Consider the following 23,549-nt stretch of genomic DNA (forward strand, 5'->3'; position numbering starts at 1 on the left):
AACAACTCATTTATTTTCCAGAAAAAAGAAATCAATTCCCAATATTCTCTGGAACAGGCAGAGTCAGAGTCTAAAGAAGCCAGCACAAAAGAACTGCACTATCTTACAACTTATCTGTTTGAAGGATAAAATATAAAGCATTTATTTGCTGAACATCATAATAAAACGTACCTTTTTCTTTTGAAAGCGGTACGTTTTTCATTTAAAAATGATTTCTATGGCTAAACCTTTTAACAGAACCGTAACCTTATTCGGAATCTATAAACAGCTTGTCCCATTCATCAGACCTTATCGACCTATGATTTACGGAACCTTGTTTCTTACTTTTATGGGCGCTCTTGCAGCACAGGTAAACCCGATTGTTTTGAAATATACGGTAGATGAGGTCACCAATCTTACCCATCTCCCACATCCGATGACAGAGGGAATTCATATTCTTATCATCATTTCAATTATTTTGCTGGGGAAAGAACTGCTCAATATTTTCATCAATTTCGGACAGAAGTTTTATGGTGAAAAAATCAGAATCAATGTGAGTTCTGTGTTAGCTCAGTCAGCTATTGATAAAATTTTAACTTATAAAGTTGCCTATTTTAACGATGAAAATCATGAATCCGGAAAATTACAGATCAGAATAGACCGTGGGATAGAAAGCTTGACAAAACTGGTACAGAATTTTTTTATTGATATTCTACCACTCTTTTCCAATGCCATTATTGCGCTGATCATTATGTATATGCAGAATGTGTATGTGGGGCTTGTTTCTACGATTATTGTTCCGATTTATTTCTACATCAGTTCCCTGCAGGCAAAAAAACTGAACGGAGTACGCCGGCAGCTTAGAAATCAGAGAGAAAAAAAGACCTCGGGACTTCTGAATCTGATCAATTCCATTATGGTCATTAAAAGTTTTGTCCGTGAAAAATTTGAAGGAAAAAAACAGTATGATCTTCAGATGGAACTGATGGAAAGCCAGATGATCACAAGAAGAACTAATTTTATTTACGATGGATTAAAAACGTTTATTGAACAGTTCGGAGTTGTTTTGATCATTCTTTTAACCGTTTATCTCGTTTTGGATCAGCAAATGACGATCGGTGCTATCATGCTTCATATTATGCTTTTCAACAACGTTTCGGCACCTATCCGCCAGCTGCACAGGATTTATGATGATATGAATGATGCCATGATCTATGCTGAAGGGTATTTTGATATCCTGAATGCAGATAACGAAACCGAATCAAACGGAACCTTTGTAGAAAAACAAATCAAAGGAACTTTTGAACTTAAAAATGTTGATTTTACTTATCCCAATGGTACAAAAGCTCTACATGATGTTTCTATGAAAATTGAAAACGGAAAAACGACAGCTTTGGTAGGATTGAGCGGTGCAGGAAAGTCAACGATCATTAATCTTTTGTGCAAATTTTATTTTCCTGATTCCGGAGAAATTCTTCTGGACGGCATAAATCTTAATGAATTTGACAATACTTTTCTGAGAAGTGATCTTGGGCTGGTACTTCAGAGAAATCACATCTTTCAGGGAAGCATAGAAGATAATATCCGCTATGGAGACATGAATGCAAGTTTTGAAGAAATTCAGGAGGCTGCAAAAAAAGCTTATCTCCATGAACAGATCATGGATCTTCCGGATCAATACCTGCATGATGCTACGCAGCTTTCCGGTGGACAGCAGCAGAGAATTGCTATTGCCAGGCTGTTTCTGAAAAATCCTCCGATTATCTTTCTGGATGAACCTACAGCCAGCCTTGATGCTATTGCCACCGAACAGATCAAGAATTCTCTGGATGCCATAAAAGAAGGAAGAACTGTTGTCATCATTTCTCATTCCCTGTCACAGATTCTGGATTCGGATATCATTTATGTGATGAAAAAAGGAAGAGTGGTAGAAAATGGAACTCATGATGAACTTTACAATAAAGAAGGTACTTACCGGGAGATATTTGATGCATCAGCCCGCAGCCTGAATCTTGATAAACTGGTGAATACTTTTAAAGAAAATTAAATAAAAAAACTCAGCGGAAAGGCTGAGTTTTTGATTTTCATAACAATCGTTTAATGCGCTTTTTCCGGAACCTGATAGGTGCCTACATCCGCTCCGAAAGCAATATTTATCCTGTTGTAGCTGTTGATCGCAATAACTGCCATTGTTAAATCTACGATTTCGGTTTCAGAAAAATAATGACTTACCTTAGTATAAATTTCATCACTCACTTCCTTACCATTTAAAGCCGTTAAAGTTTCAGCCCATAGCAGTCCTGCTTTTTCTTTATCTGTGTAAAACGAACATTCTCTCCAGGCGCTTACCAGAAATATTCTCTGTTCAGTTTCACCTTTTGCTATTAATTCTTTGGAATGCATATCCAGGCAGAAAGCACATCCGTTCATTTGTGAAACCCGGAAATACATCAGTTCAAGAAATGAATTGTCCAGTGATGAATTCTGTACCTGAAATCCCATGTTGTGAAGTGCATTTACAGCCTTGTTTCCGATCGCAAATGCGTTGATTCTTTGTGACATAATATTTGTTTTTGATTAATTATGTGACAAATGTAGAACTGTATTTTCCTGATTTTTTTTACAAATGATAAATTTTATAAGGAAAGATTTTAAAAGCTGGAAGAGAGAAGCTTCCTTTCCTCTAAAACTTCTGCGCTCTGATTCTGCTTAAAGAAACCTGAGTGATGCCAATATAGTCTGCCAGATCTCCAAGACTGATACGCTGAATAAGATCAGGTCTTTGTTTCATGAAATTATGATAACGTTTTTTCCCGTCGTCTTCCAGCATTTCACTGATTCTTCCCATCATATTCACCGGAGCTTTTGAGTACAATTTGCTGAAAAGTGTTTCTGCCGTGTGATATTTTTTGCATAATCCTTCAATAACATCTTTGTGTATACGAAGAACTTCAGTGGGTTCCAGAGCAACGATCATGTATTTTGACGGCTGTCCGGTAAGAAAACCACTCAACTCAGCGAAGAAAGCATTTTCTGCAAAAAATGTCATAATAAAATCTTTATCACCATTGTCGAAAAATAGTTTGACAAGTCCTTTTTCGATAAAATAAAAATATTTGCAGGTTTCATCGCCTTTTAACAGAAAATCACCTTTTCTGTAAGTTTTGGATTCCAGATGAGAAACAAGCCCGTCTATCACTGCCTGTTCCGGTTTTAAAATTTTTTCAATAGACTGAATGAAATGAGTGTGATGCATAAAGAAGAGACTGTTTTGTGAAAAATAAAATTAATAAAAAAAGCAATCCCATTTATAAGACATACCTCGAAAAAGAATTTTAGCTTTGTGATATAATGAACGATCACTACCTTAAAAAACTTGATCGGGTAACCGCTATTCTTACCCAATTACAATCTAAACCTATTGTTCGGGCACAGGATCTGGCTGAAAAGTTCGATGTAAGTATCAGAACCATTTACCGTGATGTAAAAACCCTGGAAAATGCGGGGATTCCCATTGTAGGCGAAGCAGGTAATGGCTATTCTTTAATGGATGGGTACAAACTTCCTCCCATTATGTTTACCAAAGAAGAGGTTTTAAGTTTCATTACTGCCGAAAAGCTGATGCAGAAATTTTCCCATCAAAGTTTAGGAAGCCATTATCAGGCAGCCATGGAAAAAGTACGCTCAGTATTGAGAAATTCTGATAAAAATTTGATTCAGAATATTGAAAAACAGATTGATGTTTTTAGTTTTCATACCGATTCCGGAGATTCTCTTAAAAATGTGATTCCTATTATTTTAGAAAGCATCGCAGACAAAACCCAATTGAATATAAGATATCAGACGGTAGATGGAAGAATAGACAACAGAACCATTGAAACTGTCGGGATGTTCTTTGAGTTTAATTTTTGGTACATCATGGCATTCTGTACCTTGAGAAAAGATTTCAGACAATTCCGGATAGACCGGATTTTAGAGATTTCAAAAACCTTAAATCCCTTTTTACAGGAATATGGACAGGTGAATGATTATCGGAGAAAATCGAACGGAAATAAAGTCAAAGCCAAACTGTTGGTAGACAAAAAAATAATGTCTCATCTGGTGAATTCTAAAAAATATTATGGATTGACAGAAGAAGTGGAAACTGATCAAGGGGTAGAACTTACTTTTGAAACAGAATGGATCAGTGATGGATTTCCCCGCTGGCTTATCACTTTCGCAGACTACGCTACCGTCCTGGAGCCTGAAAGTCTTCGTGCCAGATTGAACGAACTGCTTGTAAAAATGGCAGAAAGGCATCAATAAAACCCCAACAGAGTAATTGTTGAGGTTTAAAGACTTAATTGAGGCAAATAAATGAAATGGTTAATAAGCCAAGGGCAAGATCGCAAAAAAGCTAAATTTGTTTAGTCGCAAAAAATGATATAAGTTGTTGAGATGGAGGAAAACCACTGTTGATAAATGACATTGCAGATGTATTTTTCATGATTTCCGCCTTTTTGCAATTTTACCGCTTCACTTTTATTTAAAATTAAAATCTTTCCCAGAAGAAAGGTGGTTCAATTCCTAAAGCTCTCAGATAAACATATCCCTGCCCGCGGTGGTGAACCTCGTTATCTACAAAATAAAGGATGTTCTGATATACCGGGAATTCATATTCTCCAAATAAATTAAAAGTTTCCTGGAAACGCTCTTCAGAAATCATATTAAAATAATGGTTGATTACACCTGTTTCTTCATCCCACTTTTTTAAAAGTTCTTCTTTTGTTTTTGGATTAAAAGCTTCTTCATTGTAAGCTTCCATAGTTCCTTCAACAATTCCTTTTAAAGCAGGTCCGCCAATACCAATCAGCTCTACTGCCAGTTTTGCAAACGGTCTCATTCCGCCAATTGAAAATTCAAACAAATCTTTTTCAGGAAAAGATTCAATTACTCTTCTCGTTAGATTTCTGTGTCCCTGCCAGTCGTTTAATATCTGTTCAGAAGTCATGAATTGTTTTGTGGCTGTTGCTGTAGTTGTCATAATGTATTTGTTTTGTTTGTTGTTGATACAAAGGTAATAGATGGTTATGACAACAGTTTGTCAGTAGGATTTTTGATTTTGAAAAAATATTTTTTTCTTTGCTAAAATATCCTGACCTACTTTTCCGTTAGAAGGAAGGATATTAATAACAAAAAACGCTATTATTAGAATTATGAAGAAGTATATTTTGCCTGTTGTTACCGCTTTTTTATTAGTATCATGCAATAAAATAGAGGAGAAAATTGATCAGACTGTTCAAAAAACAACAGAAACTGTGCAGCAAAAAACACAGCAGGTTGTGGAAGAAACAGTAAAAAAGACTGTCAATGAATCTATAAATTCCTTAACCAACTCCGAAGACGTTAAGTTTAATACGGTTTTCCCTGGTACAGGTGCAGCCATTGTTTCTGAAGAAAAAGGAAAAAAAATTAAAATCCCGGGAAGATCTGAAGGTTACATTTTTAAATACAAAGTAGACATTGCCGTGTTACTCCCGTTTTTAGAAGGCCAGCCAACGTCTGATGAAAGTAAATCAGAAAAGACAGCCCGTAAGATTGATGGGCAAAACATTATTGATAAAATTAGTCTTTTATCAAAATTTCTCCCTGATAATACCTTTGATACAAGTATTCTGGAAGATATAAAATCCGATAAAAACATTCAATATTATAAATTGAAAAGGTTTCCCAACAGTAGTACAATTATCTACAACCCAAAAAATCAGACCATCATACAATACGTAGAGGTAAATAAATAATTTGGATATGGCCGTTTTAACGGCCATTTTTTATATACACTCATTCCGAGCCATAGGTGAAGCAATCTCAAGCTAGGAAAACTACTTATCAGAAAGAATGAAATCATATTTATTCTCTGGTGTAAGTTAATCGCTTTTTCAGATATAATTAGGAAATTATTACTACATTTCTTTTTATATTATTAATAAATTACTTGGTGTTTGTGAATTTATTGATTTTTGTAAATAAACATCATTTGCGTGGTTATGGAATATTATTCATATCATATGATTTATTTTTATATTTAATAGTGATATTTTTACTAGATTTATTGAATAATTGTCAATTGATATGAAAAAGGAATTATTTAATAAGAAAATTTGTGCACTGGTATTAAGCGGAGCTGGTGCCATGGGATATGCTCAGGACAGCATAAAACAAAATAAAATAGATGAAGTTGTGGTTACAACGGGTAGAACTAAGCCCAGAACCATCATTACTTCAGCAATTCCTATTGATAATATTTCGGCAGTACAGCTAAAATCTACAGGGCAAATTACTTTTGATAAAGCTTTAACCTATGCTGTACCCTCTTTTAATTCATCACAACAAACTGTTTCTGATGCAACGGCTCACTTTGATCCGGCAGATTTAAGAGGATTAGGGCCATCCAGAACATTGGTTTTGGTAAATGGTAAAAGAAAAAATCAAAGTGCTTTAATTTACGTAAATGATACACCAGGAAAAGGTGAGGTAGGTACAGATCTGAAAAGTATTCCATCTGCCGCCTTACAGAATGTAGAGGTATTGAGAGATGGTGCCTCTGCACAATATGGTTCTGATGCTATTGCAGGAGTGATCAATATTATTCTTAAAAACAGCGTTGGAAAAAGTACAGTCAACCTTTTTTCAGGTATTACTTCGGAAGGAGACGGCTTTAATATCGGAGCAGATTTTAATACAGGAATCAAAGTTGCAAAAAATGGAAGTTTGAATCTTACATTGGGATATTCTTCCCAAAATAAAACTAACCGTGCGGGATCTGTTACAAAAGACGGACTTTTTGGTGTGGATAATGCCTGGACGCAGGCTAATCCTGGTTTAGGAATGATTATAGGGCTGCCGGAGACAAGAGTTGCTAACATGTTTGTAAATTTTGAATTGCCGACAGGTGAAACGGGCAAATTTTATGCTTTTGGTGGTACAACTTACAGAAATGGAACTAGCTATGGTTTGTATAGAACACCTTATTGGGTAGCTTCAGATTTTGGTTTATTAACTCCAAAAGGACAACCTTATAATGGATTTCAACCGGAATTTAAAACAGATGTTTATGATTATAATTTAACTTCCGGATGGAAAGGAATGTTTGGTAAATGGAGTTTTGATGGGAGTGCAACCTTTGGCTCTAATGCAGTAGATTATGTAGTAGGAAACACTATTAATACATCTTTGGGTAACAATTCACCAACCCGTTTTAAAGCAGGTGGCCATCAGTTCAGTAATATTATAGGAAACATAGATATCAGCCGGGATTTTGGTGCGCTTGTTTTAGGAGCTGGAGCAGAAGTGCGCAATGAAAACTATCAGGCGAAAGCGGGAGAGGAAGCATCTTATATAGGAAGTGGTGCAGAATCATTTCCAGGACTGCAGCCTCAGAATGAAGTCAATAAAAATCGTCAGAATATCGGAGCTTATATGAATGCTGAATGGGATATTACGAAAGACCTGTTGATTGGAGGAACTGTGAGATATGAAAACTTTAGTGATTTTGGAAATAACGTTTCCTGGAAAGGAAATGCAAGATATAAATTGTTAGATGATAAATTAGTTTTCCGTGGGTCTGTTTCTACAGGATTCCGGGCACCTTCATTACACCAGATTTATTATTCCAATGTTCAAACCAAAATTACAGGGAATACTGTAGCTAATCAGGGTACTTTTAATAATGATTCTCAAATTGTAAGATCTGATCTTGGTGTACCAAAATTAAATGCTGAAAAAGCCTTTAACATTACTGGAGGATTTGCCATAAAACCTTTTAAAAACCTTACGATTACTGCCGATTATTATAGAATAAAAATTAAAGACCGGGTACTTTTCTCAGGAGATATTGGTTATAAAACAGGTGCTCCGGGAAGTCCGGACATAACAAACCCTGTGGAAGTAATATTAGACAATAATAAAATAACTTCCCTGAAGTTTTTCACGAATGCTGTCAATACAGTTACTCAAGGGGTAGATTTCGTCGCAAATTATTATACTTCCGCTATTGGCAAAGGAAGATTGGGAGTTATTGCTGCTTTCAATTATAACGAAACTAAAATAGTAGATAATATTGCTGTTCCGAATATTTTGGCTGAAAATGGTTACTCAGAAAACTTTTTTGATAGAAAAGAACAATCCAGAATTACCTCTGCAAGACCAAAAACAAAAACTATTCTTAGTCTTTCGTATGATATTTCAAAGTTTAATTTTAACTTAAATAATACTTATTTTGGTTCTGTTACATGGCAACACGCAACTGATCCGGCCAAAGATCAGACATTTTCTGGTAAGGTAATTACAGACATCGTTTTAACCTATAAAATCACCAATGACCTTAAAGTTTCCGGAGTTGTGAATAATTTATTTAATATTTATCCGGATGTAATAGATAGTAAAGGAGATGTAGTAACAGATCTTGGAGGAAGATTCAAATATCCTTGGGAGGTGAACCAGTTTGGATTTAGCGGAACAATTTTTCAGCTAAATGTTAATTATACTTTTTAATCTATAAATAAATGAATAGACATTTGCTTGGTCATGTTTAACAAAGAATAAGCAATCTCAAAAGATATAGAACCCAGATATACAAATAGTAGCTGACATTAACTCCTAATGTCAGCTAATTATTTTTCAGGCAGAATAGGCGGTTATTACTACTTTTTACATTGTACTTTATACAAAAAAAGGTATTTTAGTAGTATGAAAATTTATACGAAAACAGGAGATAAAGGTCAGACGGCATTATATGGCGGAACAAGAGTTTCCAAAGCCAGCGCAAGAGTAGACAGTTATGGAAATATAGATGAACTGAATTCATTCATTGGGATTGCAAAAAGCCATATTGAAGATGAAGAAGTGTTGAGACAATTGAAGAAAATACAGTTTGACTTGTTTACTGTAGGTTCTGAGGCTGCTACACCTGTAGATAAACTGATGCTGGCCAACGGAAAATCACGTCTGCCGATCATTATTTCAGAAACAGAAATTGAAGAACTGGAACAGTGGATGGATGCTTTTGAAGACAAACTTGAACCGCTTCAATATTTTATCCTTCCAGGAGGTGGAAAATCTGCAACTTTTCTGCACGCTGCAAGAACCATCTGCAGAAGAGCAGAGCGTTCATTGGTATTTTTGAATGAATCAGAAGAAGTACGTCCTGAATTGATTAAATATTTAAACAGACTTTCAGATTATCTTTTTGTGTTGGCAAGATATATTTCAAAACTGAACAACGAACCGGAAGAATACTGGAACCCGAATGAAAGATAAAGCATTACTTTTCATCAACGGAGATGCTCCCAATTCGTTACCAAATCCGGAAAACTATGGTTTGATTGCCTGTACAGACGGGGCTTTTCATTATCTAAAAAGACTGAGCTTTCCCTTGGGTAAGCTGGATTTTATATCTGGTGATTTTGATTCGCATTCCGGATCAGACGAAGATATGTATCAAGGAAAATTTATCCTTACATTGGATCAGGAAAAAACAGATTTTCACAAAGCCTTGGAAATTATTCTGGAAAGAGGCTTTTCGGAAATTGATGTTTTTGGAGGAAGTGGGGGCGAACAGGATCATTTTCTTGGAAATCTCACCGTTGCTTATACATTTAAAGATCGGATGAATATTAAATTTTTTGATGAATTTTCAGAATATTATTTTATTCCCAATCATTTTAAATTGGAAGGAACGAAAAATAGAATGATTTCTCTCTATCCATTTCCATCGGTGAATAATATAACCATTCAAGGACTCAACTGGCCATTGACGAATGAAACTCTAAGTATTACCTCAAGAATAGGAACCCGAAATTTTGCTGTTGAAGATGAGATTTCCATAGAATATAAATCAGGTGATGTTTTATTATTTGTAGGAATCAATGAAATAGAATATCCAGCAATCTATTAAAAGGATCTGATTATATATCAATAGAAATGGGCTTTAGCCCATTTGATAAAAATACGAATCCACTGGCTTTAGCCAAAACTTATTAAAAACAATTGAATAGATTAATTAAAATATCAGTTTTCACCATTTCATTATGCTGTATTTTCTCATGCAAAACACAACATTTTGAAACACCTGAATATGGTAAAAATGAAACTGAAAAAGTAATTCATATTAAAAAAGTGAATAATTTCCGAACGGTTGGAAATATTAAAAATACAGAAGGAAGAACTTTAAAAGAGGGAAGGTTCTATAGAAGTGCCCATCTTCACCAGCTGAAAAAGAAATCCTTTGATGATATGGAAAAACTGGGCATAAAAGAAGTTATTGATCTTAGAAATTCTAAGGAAATCTCGCAGAACCCGGATCAGCTTCCTGCATCGGTAACCTATAAAAAATATTCCGCGTTTGAAGATGAAGGTGATCAGCTTGCTCAGGCGAAAAAACTTGTCCTTAAAGGTAAAGTGAATGCTTCTGATGCAGACAAAAGAATGATCGATTTCTATCGTGAATATGTTACGGAAAATCCTGAAACCATCAAGAAAATCATTACAGAGATTCTGGAATCTGAAGATCCGGTTTTGTATCACTGTACTGCGGGAAAAGATAGAACCGGGATTACCACCGCGCTCATCTTAACGATTTTGAAGTTTGATAAAGAAACCATTTATAATGAATATCTTCTATCCAATAACTACAGAAAAGATATTATTCAGAAAAGACTTCGTCTTGCCAATCGCTTACATTTTATCTATCCAAAGATGGATTTAAAGGTGCTTGAAAAACTGAGTTGGGTAGAAAAAAGATACCTTGATGCTGCTTTTGAAGAGATCAATAAAAAGTATGGCTCTACAGATGCCTATATTCAGCAGGTATTAGGGATTTCAGATACGAAAAGAACAGCGTATATTCAAAAGTTTACCTATTGATTATCAGAGATAAATTTTTGCAGGATATGATATTAGGTCTTAATTTAAAATTATAATAATTTTAACACCCAAAAATCAAACTTTTTTAGCAATTTTGCATTTCTTAATTCACTTGTTTAGAAATGAAAATAAAGTACTCGGAACTTATTGATCAGACATTATATTTTCCTACAGAGGAATTTAATGTATCTGAGAACAATTTGTTGTTCCACGACGTTCCATTGATGGATGTAGTTGAACAATTTGGCACTCCGCTAAAGATTAGCTATCTGCCGAGAATTTCTCAAAATATTCAGAAGGCCAAAAGCTGGTTCAAAGAAGCTTTTGAAAAAACCGGATATAAAAAGAATTATACCTATTGCTATTGCACAAAATCCAGTCATTTCAATTTTGTATTGGAAGAAGCTTTAAAGAATGATATTTCGATAGAAACATCTTCTGCTTATGATATGGATATTGTAAAATCTCTTTACGAAAAAGGGAAGGTAGATAAAAACATTGAAGTAATCTGTAATGGTTTCAAAACTGATGATTATCTGACAAATATTTCAGATATGATCAACAACGGTTTTGAAAATATTACCCCAATTCTGGATAATTACAGAGAATTGGACAAACTTACGGAAAGCATTGATTCTACTTTTAATATCGGAATCAGAATCGCATCAGAAGAAGAACCGAAATTCGAGTTCTATACTTCAAGATTAGGAATCGGATATAAAGATATTATTCCTTATTACAGTCAGAAGATTGCCGAACACCCGAATGCAAGATTGAAAATGCTTCACTTCTTCATCAATACGGGGATCAAGGATACCTCTTACTACTGGAATGAATTGTATAAATGTCTTCGTGTCTACGCACGTTTGAAGAAAATCGCTCCTGAAGTGAATTCATTGAATATCGGAGGAGGATTCCCAATCAAAACTTCTTTGAACTTTGATTATGACTATCAGTATATGGTAGAAGAGATTGTTTCTCAGATCAAGAAATTCTGTGAAGAAGAAGGAGTAGAAGAACCGAATATTTATACGGAATTTGGAAGCTTTACGGTAGGGGAAAGCGGCGCGAATCTTTATAAGATCATTTCTCAGAAACGTCAGAATGACAGAGAAAAATGGAATATGATTGACTCTTCTTTCATGACCACTCTTCCTGATACATGGGCAATTTCAAGACACTTTATCATGCTTCCGTTAAACCGTTGGGAAGATTCTTATGAAAGGGTATTCTTAGGAGGATTAACCTGTGACTCAGATGATTATTATAACTCTGAACAGCATACCAATGCAATTTATTTACCGGTTTTCAGTGATACCAAGCCATTGTATATCGGATTCTTCCATACAGGAGCATACCAGGAAACGATTGGAGGATATGGTGGTGTACACCACTGTCTGATGCCCCAGCCGAGACACGTCCTGATTCAAAAGGATGAAAACGGAGAGTTGCAATATGAAATTTTCCGTGAGAAACAGGAACCGGAAGATATCCTGAAAATTCTTGGGTATAAATAATTTTATAATCAATAAAAAAGTCAATTGGCTTTAGCCAAAACTTATAAAATAAAGCTCTCAGATTCTGAGAGCTTTTTATTTAGAAATATTTTGAAATTTTATCCAGTTCCAATTCTTCATAATCAGAAACTACGGTGTCTGCCAATGTATAATCCTGATTTTTTGAATGAGGACTTCTGTAGGCCGCACAGAAAATTTTAGCCCGATGTGCAGCGAGAATTCCGTTGGTAGAATCTTCAATTACCATACAGTTTTCAACAGGTTCACCTGCCATTTCTGCAGCCAGTAAAAAAACTTCAGGATGAGGTTTTGATTCTTTTAAATCGGCACCGCTGATTTTTCCGCTGAAATATTTTTCCAAACCGAATTTTTCAAAAACCATATTGATCGTTACCATGGTAGCTGAAGAAGCCAGAATAAGCTTTATTCCATTTTCATGATAATGTTCAATCAGTTTTCTTACCCCGGGAATTAAATCAAATTCATCGTCATTATAAAAATAATCTTTGAAATGAGACCTTTTGATTCCTGCAATGGATTCGTAAGTCTGATTTAAATTAAATTCATTGATTAAAGTTTCAGAAACTCTTTTGGTAGAAGCTCCGGTAAAAGAGGTGTACAGCTCTTCGGAAACCGCAATTTCCAATTCATCAAACGTTTTGAAATAAGCTTTTCTATGCAATGGCTCTGTATCTACAATCACTCCATCCATATCGAAAAGAACAGCTTTTAAAGACATATTAAAAGTTTTGTGCAAAAATAACTTTAAAATTTAAACATTGAAAGATTTAAAAATTTAAAAAACAGAAAGGAAGGTTAAAAATTCATAACAAACCGTTCATTATTTATAACTCAGGTACTATTTTGTATCTTTGTGAAATCATTTAATCTTTCAATCATTTAATTTTTTAATTAATAATTATATATGAAAACATACGCAGGAATTCCCGAGGAAAACGCAACGCTAGAGAATTCGAAAGTAATGTTGGTAACTGTTCCTTACGATGGAACTTCAACATGGGGAAAAGGAGCTGATAAAGGGCCTGAATTATTCTTAGATGCTTCTGAAAACATGGAGCTTTATGATATTGAAACCCAAACAGAACCTTATCTTCAGGGAGTATATCTGGCAGGAGAAATTTCTGAAAACTCCAGTCCGGAGGCTATGACAGAAGCTGTTTACCAGAAAACCAAAGAACTTTTGAATCATGAAGGGAAAGTATTTACTTTATTTGGAGGTGAACACTCTGTGTCTATCGGTTCTATCCGTGCAGTAGGAGAGAAATTTGAAAACCTTACAGTTCTTCAGTTGGATGCTCATACAGACTTACGTCCTGAATTCCACGGTTCTACTTCTAACCATGCTTGTGCAGTGTTTGAAGCTAACCAGAAGCATAACTTAGTTCAGGTGGGAATCCGTTCTATGGATGTGGAAGAAGCTCAGTATTTACCGGAAGGTAGAGTGTTCTTTGCTCACGAGATTGCAAACAACGAGAACTGGGTGAATGATGTATTGGAAAAAGTTTCAGGAAACGTATATATTACAATAGATCTTGATGCTTTTGATCCTTCTATTGCTCCTTCTACAGGAACTCCTGAGCCAGGTGGGCTACAATGGTATCCAACGCTGGAATTGTTAAGAAAAGTATTTGAAAAATGTAACGTAGTAGCATTTGATATTGTAGAATTAATGGATTCTCCAATGGCTAAGCCAACCGCTTTCCTTGCGGCTAAGTTATATTATAAAATGCTTGCTTATAACGATATTTATAACAACAACTAATATTCCGCAAGAATCGGATTTTTTCTGCCGTATATTCTTTGGAAATTTGTGAGGTAAAATAACAATACAATGTCCACACAAAGTCAGATAGATTATAACAGAATTGCGAAGGCAATAGAATATATCCAGAGCAATTTCAGGCTTCAGCCAAGTTTGGAGGAAGTGGCAGAGAATATTCACTTAAGTCCCGCCCATTTTCAGAAGATCTTTACAGATTGGGCAGGAACAAGTCCGAAAAAGTTTTTGCAGTTCATCAGTCTTGAATATGCCAAAAGCTTATTGAAGGAAGAAAAAGCAAGTTTGTTTGATACCGCTTACGAGACAGGATTCTCCAGTACCAGCAGGCTTCATGACCTGTTTGTGAAGGTAGAAGGAATGTCTCCGGCAGAATATAAAAATGGCGGAAAAAGCCTTAGTATTCATTACAGCTTTTCTGAAAGTCCTTTCGGAAATATAATAGTAGCTTCTACAGAAAAAGGAATCTGCTATATGGCTTTTGAAGACAATAAAGAAACAGCATTCGGGGAGCTGAAACAAAAGTTTCCCAATGCTTCTTTTACAGAGCACCAGGATGCGCTTCAAAAGAATGCACTGTCCATATTCGATAAAGACTGGACAAAACTCAATACTATAAAATTACATTTAAAAGGAACCGATTTTCAGCTTAAAGTCTGGGAAAGTCTGCTGACAATCCCTATGGGGAAACTGTCTACTTATGGCAGCCTGGCTGAAAAAATAGGAAATCCTAAAGCATCCAGAGCGGTAGGAACAGCTATTGGAAGTAATCCTGTTGCATTTCTTATCCCATGTCACCGTGTGATTCAGTCTACCGGACATCTTGGAGGATACCGTTGGGGAAGCGATAGAAAACAGATGATTGTTGGCTGGGAAGGTTCACAGATGTATTCGTAACGTATTTTTACCACAAAAGACACAAAAGGATTTTGAGAGATGGATAATAAGATTAAAAATTATCTGTTATAAAGCTCACAAAAGAAAATCAAAGATTTTTGAAGACTTTAGTATACTTTTATGCATGAATCTTGTTACTTAAATATATTAGAACTTTTATGACTTTTGCGGTTGAAAAATATTGAGCCTTAAGTTTTGGCTAAAGCCAATAGATTAAATCATTTTTTATTAAACGGGCTAAAGTCAGTTTCTATTGATACAAAAGTTACTGTGTCATTTATGAAAAATATTGGTGTAATTTGTGTTTAATTATAGAAATAATAAATACATTTTACATCGTACCTTTTACAAAACAAAAGCATTTAAATTAAAAAACTATGATGAGCCTCTTCGAAGAAATATCAGACTATCCAATCAATATACTTCCGAATGACGGAACTGTTCATTATTACGGAAAGGTTTTCTCTAAAGAACTTTCTGATTCTTTTTATACCTATTTGCTGAACCAGATTCCCTGGGAAAATGATGAAGCAATGATCTTTGGAAAACTGATTTTAACGAAACGTAAAGTGGCTTGGTTCGGCGAAAAGCCTTTTGAATATACGTATTCTAAACGAACAAAATATGCCAAATTCTGGACTCCCGAATTACTGGAATTAAAGAAAAAATGTGAAGAGGTTTCAGGAGAAACCTACAATTCATGTCTGCTCAATTTATATCATGACGGGAGCGAAGGAATGGCCTATCACAGCGATGGTGAAACGGATTTGAAGAAACATGGTGCCATTGCTTCTCTGACCTTTGGAGCAGAACGAAAATTCTTATTTAAACATAAAACTACCAAAGAAAAAGTAGAAATATTCCTTGAAAACGGAAGTTTATTAGTTATGAAAGGAACTACTCAGGACCATTGGCTTCACAGGCTTCCACCCACTACAAAAGTGAAAACTCCCAGAGTAAACCTTACTTTCAGAACCATTGAAGAATAATTTTTTTAGAGAGACGTTACCCACAACGTTTGTCATTCCGTAGGAATCTCAATACAGATTAGATCGATTACGCAGACTTTAATTTTTGATTATCGAAAATTAAGCTAATCATTTCTATCAATAGGAATGGGCTTTAGCCCACTAAACAAAAAGAATAAATTCATCCGGCTTTAGCCAAAACCTGAAAAATAAAAAAGCTGTTCGTTTGAACAGCTTTTCCAATTTATTTTAAAACTTCAGCTTCTATAGAGCTGTCATCATATACTTTAATAAACGCTTTGGTATAATCCTCTTTGGTTGCAAAATTGGGATTATCCATAAACTTCTGTGGATTGATAGCGAAAAGCGGGAACCATGTACTGCTGATCTGAATCTGGATTTTATGTCCTTTTTTGAAGGTGTGAACCACATCCTGAAGTCTGAAATTAACAGCTGTTTTCTGATTAGGAATCAAAGCTTCTCCTTTTTCTTTAGTATTTCTGAATCTGGCAGGCATTATTTCACTTCTTACCATCTGATGATAGTTACCATAGATAACGCCATCTTTCTTTTCTGCAGGTTTGAAATCTTCAGGGTAAACGTCAATTAGTTTTACCGCAAAATCCGCATCTGTAGAAGAAGATGCAATATTCAGTTTGGCCATGATCTCTCCGGCAAATGCCATATCTTCCGTCAGAACATCTGTTGTGAAAGTCAATACATCAGGTCTTCCGACTGCAAATCTCTGGTCTTCCGACATATAATTTTTTGGAGTAAAGCCATTGAAATCTTTTAAGTGATCTGAACTTAAAACAGGATTATTAGGATCACTGTAATATTCAGAATATCCTTGCCCGGAAGTTTTTTTCAGGGTTTTATCTGCTAAATAAAAATTAACTTTCTGAGCATTTTTAGGAGGGTAAGAAGTAAATTCCTTCCATTCTTTAGCTCCGGTGTCATACATCAGTGCTTCAGGAAGTCCGGCATCTTCTTTTGTATTTCCTTTTAAATAGTGGTTGAAGAATTTTGTTTCAATATTTTTCTGGTAGTAGGTTGCAATACTGTCTCCAAAATAGGTTTCACTGTGGAAATGTTTCCCTTGCTCCTGAGACCATCCACCGTGAGAGAAAGGTCCCATTACTATCGTGTTTTTAGCCTTAGGACTTGTTTTTTCAATTGTTTTATAAATATTCAGAGGACCGGAAAGATCTTCTGCATCAAACCATCCCCCAACAGTCATTACAGCGTGATTGATGTTCTTCAAATGAGGAAGAAGGCCTCTTTTTTGCCAGAATTCATCATAATTGGTATGATTCATTATTTCTGTCATGAAGAAATTATTCTTATAATATTTTTCATACCCCTCTTTCAGGGTACCCATGTCTCTGTAGAATTTTAATCCGTCTTCAGAAGTCTGTTTGATGAAAGAATCCATATACCAGGCCTGTTTTTCAGGTTGTGTTTTCTGAACTCCAAAAACAGGGAATGTTCTGAAATAGCCTAACATAAACCTTCCGTTGTGAAGAAAATCATCATTCCAGAAATCTGAGATAGGTGCCTGAGGCGAAGAAGCTACTAATGCAGGGTGTTGTGACAATGTTCCTACAGCAGTATAAAATCCCGGATAAGATGTTCCGAACTGACCAGCTTTACCATTATTGTCCTTTACATTTTTCAAAAGCCATTCGATGGTATCATACGTATCTGTACTTTCATCAACATCTTTTTTGGTTTTACGTTCTACCTGTGGAGTCATATTGGTAAAAGTACCCTCACTCATATATCTTCCGCGTACATCCTGATACACAAAAATATACTTGTCTTTCATAAGATAAGTATTGGGACCTACCTTTGTTTTATATTCATTTTCTCCGTATGGGGCGATGCTGTAGCAGGTTCTCTGCATCAGAAACGGATATTTGTTTTTGTTTGATATATCTTTCGGGATATATACAGCTGTGAAAAGCTTCACTCCATCACGCATCGGAATATAAAATTCTTTCTTGGTGAAATTGTCTTTAACGAAAGTATCTTTCTGTTCCGTCTTCTGAGCTTTTCCAAGAATGAAAAAAAGAATACATAATACTGAAATATGGATCTTCATAAAAAAATTTACTGCTAATTTAAAAATAAAAACACTGTTATTGATCAATCTTCTCTGTATTCATAAAAATAGCCGGAAATATCCGGCCATTATCAAAAATATATATATAAAAGTATGGTGTTGCTTTCTTTACAGTTTTTTACCTGCAAACTTGTTCAGTTTCATGCTGATAGAGAACATGATGTATCGTTTCAGGATCAGATCTTCACGGTCTTCAAAATAAGAATCTGTGATTGTTCTTCTTACGCTTTGATTTTGATTTAAAACATCATAAATCTTCACTTTTGCTGTAAACTGTTTTTTGTAGAATGAATAGCCCAGACTGGTATTCCAGAAATAGAAATCTTTTTTAAACCCTGGAGCAATATTGGAATTGGTATTATATTCAAAGTCGTTTCCAAACACAAATCCGCCCTTCAGCATATAATTGGTCAGTTCCAGTTTTAATGACTGGTTGGCTGTATTCACACTTTTTAAATTATAATTGGTATAATTTGAGAAGCTGTATCCAAGTCGGTAAGAAGGTTTTATGGTCATTTTATCTTTGATCTCATACACAAGATTAAGACCAGGATTTAGATTGTATGAGCTGCTGGTAAAAGATTGTCCGTCAACAAAACCATTATTGTAATTGTAATTCATGTTGAATGTCGGGTTAATGGTCAGTTTGTTATTTTTCCATTTCAGGTTTTTACTGAAGCCCCCGCCGGCATTAATGCTTTTATTTCCGCTTACGTTGTTATAAGTCACCACTTGTTTTCCTGCATTATCATAGGTAGAAAAATTAATGATGTCGTTATTTCTGTAAGTAAAACCAATATTGAAATAGTAGCTGAGGTTTTTTACTTTATTATAATTATTGAAATACAGGTAAAGATTGTTGATCCAGGTATTTTTCAAATTGGGATTTCCTTGATAGGTAATCAAAGGATTGGATTCATCTTTATAAGGAGTCAGCTGTTCTGCAGTCGGAATGTTGAAGTTAGAGTAATTATAGATACTTAAGGTTTTACCTTCTCCAAGCTGATAGTAAAGGTTGAGATTATATTCAGGCAATACGAAATTTTTCTGCAGGTCATATTGCTGTCCATTATAGATGGAGTTAACTTTCATATCAGAAATATCAAGATTCACCGAAGCCCAGAAGTTTAGTTTATTTTTATTGATCTGATAGCTCAATTCAGGAGAGATCTGATTGATTCTCTGTTTCATATTATTTGATAAAAGCTGATTGAATTTAGTATAATCTCCGGTAGTATTATCAAAATCGTTTACATTCCTTAAATCCCTCGCTGATCTCGCTTCATATTTTATTTTAAAATTTACACTGGACGAATCGGAAATGGGTTCTGAATATCCTGCACTGAAATTGAATGAGCTGTTCTGATTTTTATTTTTGGCTAATTGATCACGATTATCTTTTGTTATCCCGTTTTCATCATAAAATGTATTCTGGGATTGGCTTAGATTATCCCTTTTAGACTCAGAAATAGAACTGTTCATATTGGCTGAAAGTACACGTCCCTTTTTCTTGAATTTTCTGGAAAAATAGATGTAAGGATTAAATGAATTGTTTTCCGAATCATTACTTGAATAGGAGTTGCTTTCATTCAGAAGACTGCCATTCTTCAAAGTAGATGATTGTGAATTATTGAAACTAAAACTGCTGTTTTTAGTAAATCTCGGGGAAAAATAAACACTTGTCATAGAATCTAGTTTGATTTTGACCGAAGTATCAAAGCTGTACTGCTTAGATTCATTTTCTCCATTACTTTCAGAATTGGTCTGAAGCGTATAATTGGGTAGAAGAGTGGATCTGGAAACTTTGGATCTCGACTCTGTATTAGAATCCGAATGCATCAGACTGAAAGAATCCAGATCAGCATTTTTCCCCATTTTATCACTGTAATTCAATCCAATGGTTGTAGAACGCTGAATTCCTCTTGTACCGCCTCCCTGGTTGTAATACGTCACATTTCCTATCGTTGATACTGATCCACCCTGCATCATCCATGCATTCCGGCCATTCCCCATACTGTCAAAAACCTCATCCCTGGAAAACCCTTGTGAGTTGATATTATTGGAAGAAGCAAGAATACTTACTTTGGTATCGCCTTTAAAATAACTGGCCAGCCCGCTTGCTTCATACCGTTTATCCGATCCGTAGCCGACCGTAAGCCTTGTCAGCAATCCTTTATTTTTCTTTTCGTCAATATTAAAATTGATGGTGGTATTTTGAGATTGGGCAGCTTTCCCGCTCAATTCTTCTTCCTTTGTCTTGGTTGTTGTAAACTGAATATTCTTGATGATATCTGCCGGTAAGTTTTGAAGGGCAATTTTACCATCTTTATCAAAGAAAGGCTTTCCGTTGATCATAATTTGATCCACTTCCTTTCCGTTGACTGTAATTTTTCCATCATTACTGATTTCTACACCGGGAATTTGCTTCAGAAGTTCCTCTATTTTACTGTCAGGTCTTACTTTTATTGCCGCTGCGCTGAATTCAATGGTGTCTTTTTTAATTTTTACCGGCGATGCCGTGATTTTTACCTCATCAATATTGTTGACAATACTTTGTTTCTCAAGCTGGATATCTCCTAAAGATAAGGGCTGATCTATTTTTTCAAATTTTTTCGAATAAGACGATAATTTATCAGCATCAATTTTCAAAATGGAAGGTTCTTTTACATCATCAATCTTCAGAGAAAATTTTCCTTCTTTATTGGTGGCTGTGTAATTGATAATGGATGAATCTTTTTCTTTCAAAAGGTAAACGGTGGCATTTTCTATCGCTTTCTTTTCAGAATCTGATATTTTTCCATCGATGTGCAATTTTTGTGCATGCAGAATAAAGGCTGTGAACATCAAAGCCAATAGCACCAAAGTTTTCTTCATTAGTTTTTTTTTCAGAGCCGTAAAAATATAAAAACATCCCAAAATTGGGATGTTTCTATGCTTTATTTGTGAAAATTTATTATTTTTTAATAAAAATTATGCTCTTAAATATCTTGAATAAGCATATCCTTCCTGGCCGTCAGCTGTTTTCACTTTCCACCAGTCATCAGAAGTTTGTTCAATCAGCGTTACAGAAGAACCTTTAGCAGCTTTACCTACAACGGCAGCTTCAGTAGAAGGTTCCTGTCTGATATTCAGGTTAGAATCTTCCGTTGCTACTGTTAAAGAAGCTCCAGAAGTAAGACCTGCAACCTGTACATCAATATTGATATCTGAAGCAGAATAAGTAGAATCAATAGCTCCTAAAGCATTCCATACAGCATCTTTAGCCGCAGTGTTGGAAGCATTTCCGGAAACATAAAGAATTCCGTCCTGCTCCTGAACCTGAAGATTTGAGATCCCTGCAGACTGTGCTGCTGAAACTACGCTTGAATATTTATCTTGTAATTCGCTCATTTTAAATTATTTTACGATTAGGTTGTTGTTATACTTTCCGATTTTCAAAGCATCTACAGATTCTTTGATTTTTCTAGCCTGTAGGCCGGAAACATTTCCTGTAAGAGTAAGCTGTCCGTTTACAACTTCTACTTTTACAGAAGGGAAATCCTTCACCGCATCCTGAACTTTTTTCTGAACCGCAGGATCTACAGCAGAAGCAGTTTCAACTGGTGCTGCAGGAGTAATAGCAGCAGCTACAGTAGACATATCCATTACATCTTTTACTCCAGTGATCGCTTTTAATTTTGCAATCATAGCGTCTTTAGACTGCTGATCTGCGAAAGTACCGCTTAAGTGAGCTACACCTTCTTTTACTTCAACAGAAGCATTGGGATTAGAAGTTACTACCGTTGTAGCCTGAGTCTGAAGGTCGGCATCAGAAACTTTCTTTTTACAAGAAATTGCACCGAAAGATACAGCTACAGCTAATGCAGCCATTGCAATAGTTTTTTTCATATTGTATATTTATTAATGTTGTTATACAATCAAATGTAATAATAAAATTTGTACCAAAAGAATAAAAATTCAATAAATGTTTCTTAATTTTTTTACAATATTTTCTAAATCAGGCTTTTAATTTTCAGGGATTAAAAACTTAATGTAAAATTAATCCCGTTTGAAGAAAATCTCCTGCCAATTGAAAAACCATTATATTTGCGCAAATTGAACTATATATATGAAAGGACAGAATAAACTTTTTATAGCAATTATCATTGCCCTTCTTGTAGGAGTAGGAATCGGAGGTATTGTACACGTAAAATATCCTGAAAATGCAGAACCTTTTGCTAAGAACATAAAACTGTTGGGAACGGTTTTTATCAGATTAGTACAAATGATTATTGCTCCTTTGGTTTTTACAACCTTGGTGGTGGGTATTGCCAAAATGAGTGATATTAAAATGATCGGAAGAGTAGGAACAAAAGCAATGCTTTGGTTTATTTCAGCTTCTCTGATTTCCCTTTTTATCGGGTTAATCCTCGTTAACTGGCTGGAACCGGGACATGTCACAAAATTACCTATTCAGGACGTAGCTTCTGCTGATGAACTTCTTAAAAGCAGTAAAAGTTTTTCTATGGAAGACTTTGTAAAGCATATGATTCCTAAAAGTTTATTTGAAGCCTTTGCTACCAATGAAGTATTGCAGATCGTGATATTTGCTGTGATGTTTGGAGTTGCACTGGCGAATTTAGGAGAAGAGTATTCTAAACCTGTGGTGAAGCTTTTCGATATCATCGCACACGCAATCCTTAAAATGGTAGGATATATTATGTGGTTTGCTCCACTGGGAGTATTGGGAGCTATTGCAGCAGTAGTGGCTACCAATGGTTTTGAAATCTTTAAAGTATATGCTATTTATCTGAGAGACTTCTTCTTTGCTATAGCAGTGCTTTGGCTGGTACTCTTACTGGTAGGTTATTTCATCTTAGGAAACCGTCTTTTTGATCTGTTAAAAAGAATTAAAGAGCCGTTACTGATCGCTTTCTCTACAACAAGTTCAGAAGCTGTATTTCCGAAATTGGTGGAAGAATTGGAGAAATTCGGGTGTAACAGCAGAGTAGTGTCCTTTATTTTACCTTTAGGATATTCATTCAACCTGGATGGAAGTATGATGTATATGACATTCGCTTCAATCTTTATTGCACAGATCTACGGAATTGAAATGAGCCTTGGACAGCAGATCACCATGCTATTGGTATTAATGCTTACTTCAAAAGGAATTGCCGGTGTTCCGAGAGCTTCTCTGGTAATTATCGTGGCAACATGTTCTATGTTTGGTATTCCGCCGGAAGGAATCGCTTTGATTTTACCAATTGACCATTTCTGTGATATGGGTAGAAGTATGACGAATGTATTAGGAAATACATTGGCTACTTCAGCAGTTTCCAAATGGGAAGGACAGTTGACTGAGCCATTAGACAAAATTTAAATAT

At 35.2% G+C, this 23,549-nt stretch carries 20 protein-coding genes; 12 read left to right on the forward strand and 8 right to left on the reverse strand.

What is annotated here, in order from left to right; genetic code table 11:
* Positions 1-298: 298 nt before the first annotated feature.
* A complete protein-coding gene (locus tag GFU89_RS09115; RefSeq protein WP_318847165.1) occupies positions 299-2,026 on the forward strand; it encodes an ABC transporter ATP-binding protein in 1,728 nt (575 codons plus the stop codon).
* 50 nt (positions 2,027-2,076) lie between these two features.
* On the opposite strand, the gene GFU89_RS09120 is transcribed toward GFU89_RS09115, so the two are convergent.
* A complete protein-coding gene (locus tag GFU89_RS09120) occupies positions 2,077-2,541 on the reverse strand; it encodes a carboxymuconolactone decarboxylase family protein (RefSeq protein ID WP_318846829.1) in 465 nt (154 codons plus the stop codon).
* 121 nt (positions 2,542-2,662) lie between these two features.
* Positions 2,663-3,235 (reverse strand): Crp/Fnr family transcriptional regulator, encoded by a 573-nt coding sequence (locus GFU89_RS09125; protein WP_318846830.1) that lies wholly within the window; start codon positions 3,233-3,235, stop codon positions 2,663-2,665.
* A 95-nt stretch (positions 3,236-3,330) separates the two neighbouring features.
* Here GFU89_RS09125 and GFU89_RS09130 point away from each other — a divergent pair, with 95 nt between their 5' ends.
* The gene (locus tag GFU89_RS09130) at positions 3,331-4,284 is read left to right on the forward strand and encodes a YafY family protein (RefSeq protein ID WP_318846831.1); all 954 of its coding nucleotides are present in this window, start codon (positions 3,331-3,333) and stop codon (positions 4,282-4,284) included.
* Positions 4,285-4,510: 226 nt separating this feature from the next.
* On the opposite strand, the gene GFU89_RS09135 is transcribed toward GFU89_RS09130, so the two are convergent.
* A complete protein-coding gene (locus tag GFU89_RS09135; RefSeq protein WP_318846832.1) occupies positions 4,511-5,002 on the reverse strand; it encodes a DinB family protein in 492 nt (163 codons plus the stop codon).
* A gap of 172 nt (positions 5,003-5,174) precedes the next feature.
* On the opposite strand from GFU89_RS09135, the gene GFU89_RS09140 reads away from it, so the two are divergent.
* From GFU89_RS09140 to GFU89_RS09165, 6 genes are all read left to right on the forward strand, one after another.
* Complete coding sequence (locus tag GFU89_RS09140) at positions 5,175-5,759, forward strand: hypothetical protein (RefSeq protein ID WP_318846833.1); 585 nt, start codon at positions 5,175-5,177, stop codon at positions 5,757-5,759.
* A 331-nt stretch (positions 5,760-6,090) separates the two neighbouring features.
* Entirely contained in the window at positions 6,091-8,511 is a 2,421-nt protein-coding gene (locus tag GFU89_RS09145; protein ID WP_318846834.1) for a TonB-dependent receptor plug domain-containing protein, read from the forward strand.
* 195 nt (positions 8,512-8,706) lie between these two features.
* Positions 8,707-9,276 carry a cob(I)yrinic acid a,c-diamide adenosyltransferase gene (locus GFU89_RS09150; RefSeq protein WP_318846835.1) on the forward strand — a complete coding sequence of 190 codons (570 nt, stop codon included), beginning with the start codon at positions 8,707-8,709 and terminating at the stop codon, positions 9,274-9,276.
* Positions 9,266-9,913, forward strand: coding sequence for a thiamine diphosphokinase (locus GFU89_RS09155; protein ID WP_318846836.1), 648 nt, complete (start codon positions 9,266-9,268; stop codon positions 9,911-9,913). Before GFU89_RS09150 ends, GFU89_RS09155 begins: the two co-directional genes overlap by 11 nt.
* A 92-nt stretch (positions 9,914-10,005) precedes the next feature.
* A complete protein-coding gene (locus GFU89_RS09160) occupies positions 10,006-10,881 on the forward strand; it encodes a tyrosine-protein phosphatase (protein WP_318846837.1) in 876 nt (291 codons plus the stop codon).
* 122 nt (positions 10,882-11,003) lie between these two features.
* Positions 11,004-12,398 carry a decarboxylase gene (locus GFU89_RS09165; protein WP_047378719.1) on the forward strand — a complete coding sequence of 465 codons (1,395 nt, stop codon included), beginning with the start codon at positions 11,004-11,006 and terminating at the stop codon, positions 12,396-12,398.
* Between the two features lie 79 nt (positions 12,399-12,477).
* On the opposite strand, the gene GFU89_RS09170 is transcribed toward GFU89_RS09165, so the two are convergent.
* Positions 12,478-13,137 (reverse strand): HAD family phosphatase, encoded by a 660-nt coding sequence (locus GFU89_RS09170; RefSeq protein WP_318846838.1) that lies wholly within the window; start codon positions 13,135-13,137, stop codon positions 12,478-12,480.
* Positions 13,138-13,323: 186 nt separating this feature from the next.
* Between GFU89_RS09170 and speB the strand changes: the two genes are divergently transcribed.
* The 3 genes from speB (at position 13,324) to GFU89_RS09185 (ending at position 16,082) form a co-directional block, all read left to right on the forward strand.
* Complete coding sequence (gene speB / locus GFU89_RS09175) at positions 13,324-14,181, forward strand: agmatinase (RefSeq protein ID WP_318846839.1); 858 nt, start codon at positions 13,324-13,326, stop codon at positions 14,179-14,181.
* Between the two features lie 69 nt (positions 14,182-14,250).
* Positions 14,251-15,093 carry a methylated-DNA--[protein]-cysteine S-methyltransferase gene (locus tag GFU89_RS09180; protein WP_318846840.1) on the forward strand — a complete coding sequence of 281 codons (843 nt, stop codon included), beginning with the start codon at positions 14,251-14,253 and terminating at the stop codon, positions 15,091-15,093.
* Between the two features lie 380 nt (positions 15,094-15,473).
* Positions 15,474-16,082 carry an alpha-ketoglutarate-dependent dioxygenase AlkB family protein gene (locus GFU89_RS09185; protein WP_318847166.1) on the forward strand — a complete coding sequence of 203 codons (609 nt, stop codon included), beginning with the start codon at positions 15,474-15,476 and terminating at the stop codon, positions 16,080-16,082.
* Between the two features lie 223 nt (positions 16,083-16,305).
* Here GFU89_RS09185 and GFU89_RS09190 read toward each other — a convergent pair whose 3' ends face one another.
* The 4 genes from GFU89_RS09190 to GFU89_RS09205 all read right to left on the reverse strand — a co-directional run bounded on the left by GFU89_RS09190 (position 16,306) and on the right by GFU89_RS09205 (position 22,074).
* Positions 16,306-18,165 (reverse strand): CocE/NonD family hydrolase, encoded by a 1,860-nt coding sequence (locus GFU89_RS09190; protein WP_318846841.1) that lies wholly within the window; start codon positions 18,163-18,165, stop codon positions 16,306-16,308.
* A 129-nt stretch (positions 18,166-18,294) separates the two neighbouring features.
* Positions 18,295-21,060, reverse strand: coding sequence for a TonB-dependent receptor (locus GFU89_RS09195; protein ID WP_318846842.1), 2,766 nt, complete (start codon positions 21,058-21,060; stop codon positions 18,295-18,297).
* Positions 21,061-21,156: 96 nt separating this feature from the next.
* Complete coding sequence (locus GFU89_RS09200) at positions 21,157-21,576, reverse strand: SH3 domain-containing protein (RefSeq protein ID WP_047387028.1); 420 nt, start codon at positions 21,574-21,576, stop codon at positions 21,157-21,159.
* A gap of 6 nt (positions 21,577-21,582) precedes the next feature.
* Positions 21,583-22,074 (reverse strand): BON domain-containing protein, encoded by a 492-nt coding sequence (locus tag GFU89_RS09205; RefSeq protein WP_318846843.1) that lies wholly within the window; start codon positions 22,072-22,074, stop codon positions 21,583-21,585.
* 220 nt (positions 22,075-22,294) lie between these two features.
* On the opposite strand from GFU89_RS09205, the gene GFU89_RS09210 reads away from it, so the two are divergent.
* Complete coding sequence (locus tag GFU89_RS09210) at positions 22,295-23,545, forward strand: dicarboxylate/amino acid:cation symporter (protein WP_318846844.1); 1,251 nt, start codon at positions 22,295-22,297, stop codon at positions 23,543-23,545.
* The last annotated feature ends 4 nt before the right edge of the window (positions 23,546-23,549 follow it).

The organism is Chryseobacterium sp. JV558, assembly GCF_033712365.1.
Lineage (GTDB): Bacteria > Bacteroidota > Bacteroidia > Flavobacteriales > Weeksellaceae > Chryseobacterium.

Bases quoted from the DNA above. Each gene is read 5' to 3' on its own strand.
- GFU89_RS09140 (WP_318846833.1), top strand. From the start codon at position 5,175: ATGAAGAAGTATATTTTGCCTGTTGTTACCGCTTTTTTATTAGTATCA.
- speB (WP_318846839.1), top strand. From the start codon at position 13,324: ATGAAAACATACGCAGGAATTCCCGAGGAAAACGCAACGCTAGAGAAT.
- GFU89_RS09210 (WP_318846844.1), top strand. From the start codon at position 22,295: ATGAAAGGACAGAATAAACTTTTTATAGCAATTATCATTGCCCTTCTT.
- GFU89_RS09155 (WP_318846836.1), top strand. From the start codon at position 9,266: ATGAAAGATAAAGCATTACTTTTCATCAACGGAGATGCTCCCAATTCG.
- GFU89_RS09180 (WP_318846840.1), top strand. From the start codon at position 14,251: ATGTCCACACAAAGTCAGATAGATTATAACAGAATTGCGAAGGCAATA.
- GFU89_RS09165 (WP_047378719.1), top strand. From the start codon at position 11,004: ATGAAAATAAAGTACTCGGAACTTATTGATCAGACATTATATTTTCCT.
- GFU89_RS09150 (WP_318846835.1), top strand. From the start codon at position 8,707: ATGAAAATTTATACGAAAACAGGAGATAAAGGTCAGACGGCATTATAT.
- GFU89_RS09130 (WP_318846831.1), top strand. From the start codon at position 3,331: ATGAACGATCACTACCTTAAAAAACTTGATCGGGTAACCGCTATTCTT.
- GFU89_RS09115 (WP_318847165.1), top strand. From the start codon at position 299: ATGATTTACGGAACCTTGTTTCTTACTTTTATGGGCGCTCTTGCAGCA.
- GFU89_RS09200 (WP_047387028.1), bottom strand. From the start codon at position 21,576: ATGAGCGAATTACAAGATAAATATTCAAGCGTAGTTTCAGCAGCACAG.
- GFU89_RS09185 (WP_318847166.1), top strand. From the start codon at position 15,474: ATGAGCCTCTTCGAAGAAATATCAGACTATCCAATCAATATACTTCCG.
- GFU89_RS09190 (WP_318846841.1), bottom strand. From the start codon at position 18,165: ATGAAGATCCATATTTCAGTATTATGTATTCTTTTTTTCATTCTTGGA.
- GFU89_RS09145 (WP_318846834.1), top strand. From the start codon at position 6,091: ATGAAAAAGGAATTATTTAATAAGAAAATTTGTGCACTGGTATTAAGC.
- GFU89_RS09205 (WP_318846843.1), bottom strand. From the start codon at position 22,074: ATGAAAAAAACTATTGCAATGGCTGCATTAGCTGTAGCTGTATCTTTC.
- GFU89_RS09170 (WP_318846838.1), bottom strand. From the start codon at position 13,137: ATGTCTTTAAAAGCTGTTCTTTTCGATATGGATGGAGTGATTGTAGAT.
- GFU89_RS09125 (WP_318846830.1), bottom strand. From the start codon at position 3,235: ATGCATCACACTCATTTCATTCAGTCTATTGAAAAAATTTTAAAACCG.
- GFU89_RS09135 (WP_318846832.1), bottom strand. From the start codon at position 5,002: ATGACAACTACAGCAACAGCCACAAAACAATTCATGACTTCTGAACAG.
- GFU89_RS09195 (WP_318846842.1), bottom strand. From the start codon at position 21,060: ATGAAGAAAACTTTGGTGCTATTGGCTTTGATGTTCACAGCCTTTATT.
- GFU89_RS09120 (WP_318846829.1), bottom strand. From the start codon at position 2,541: ATGTCACAAAGAATCAACGCATTTGCGATCGGAAACAAGGCTGTAAAT.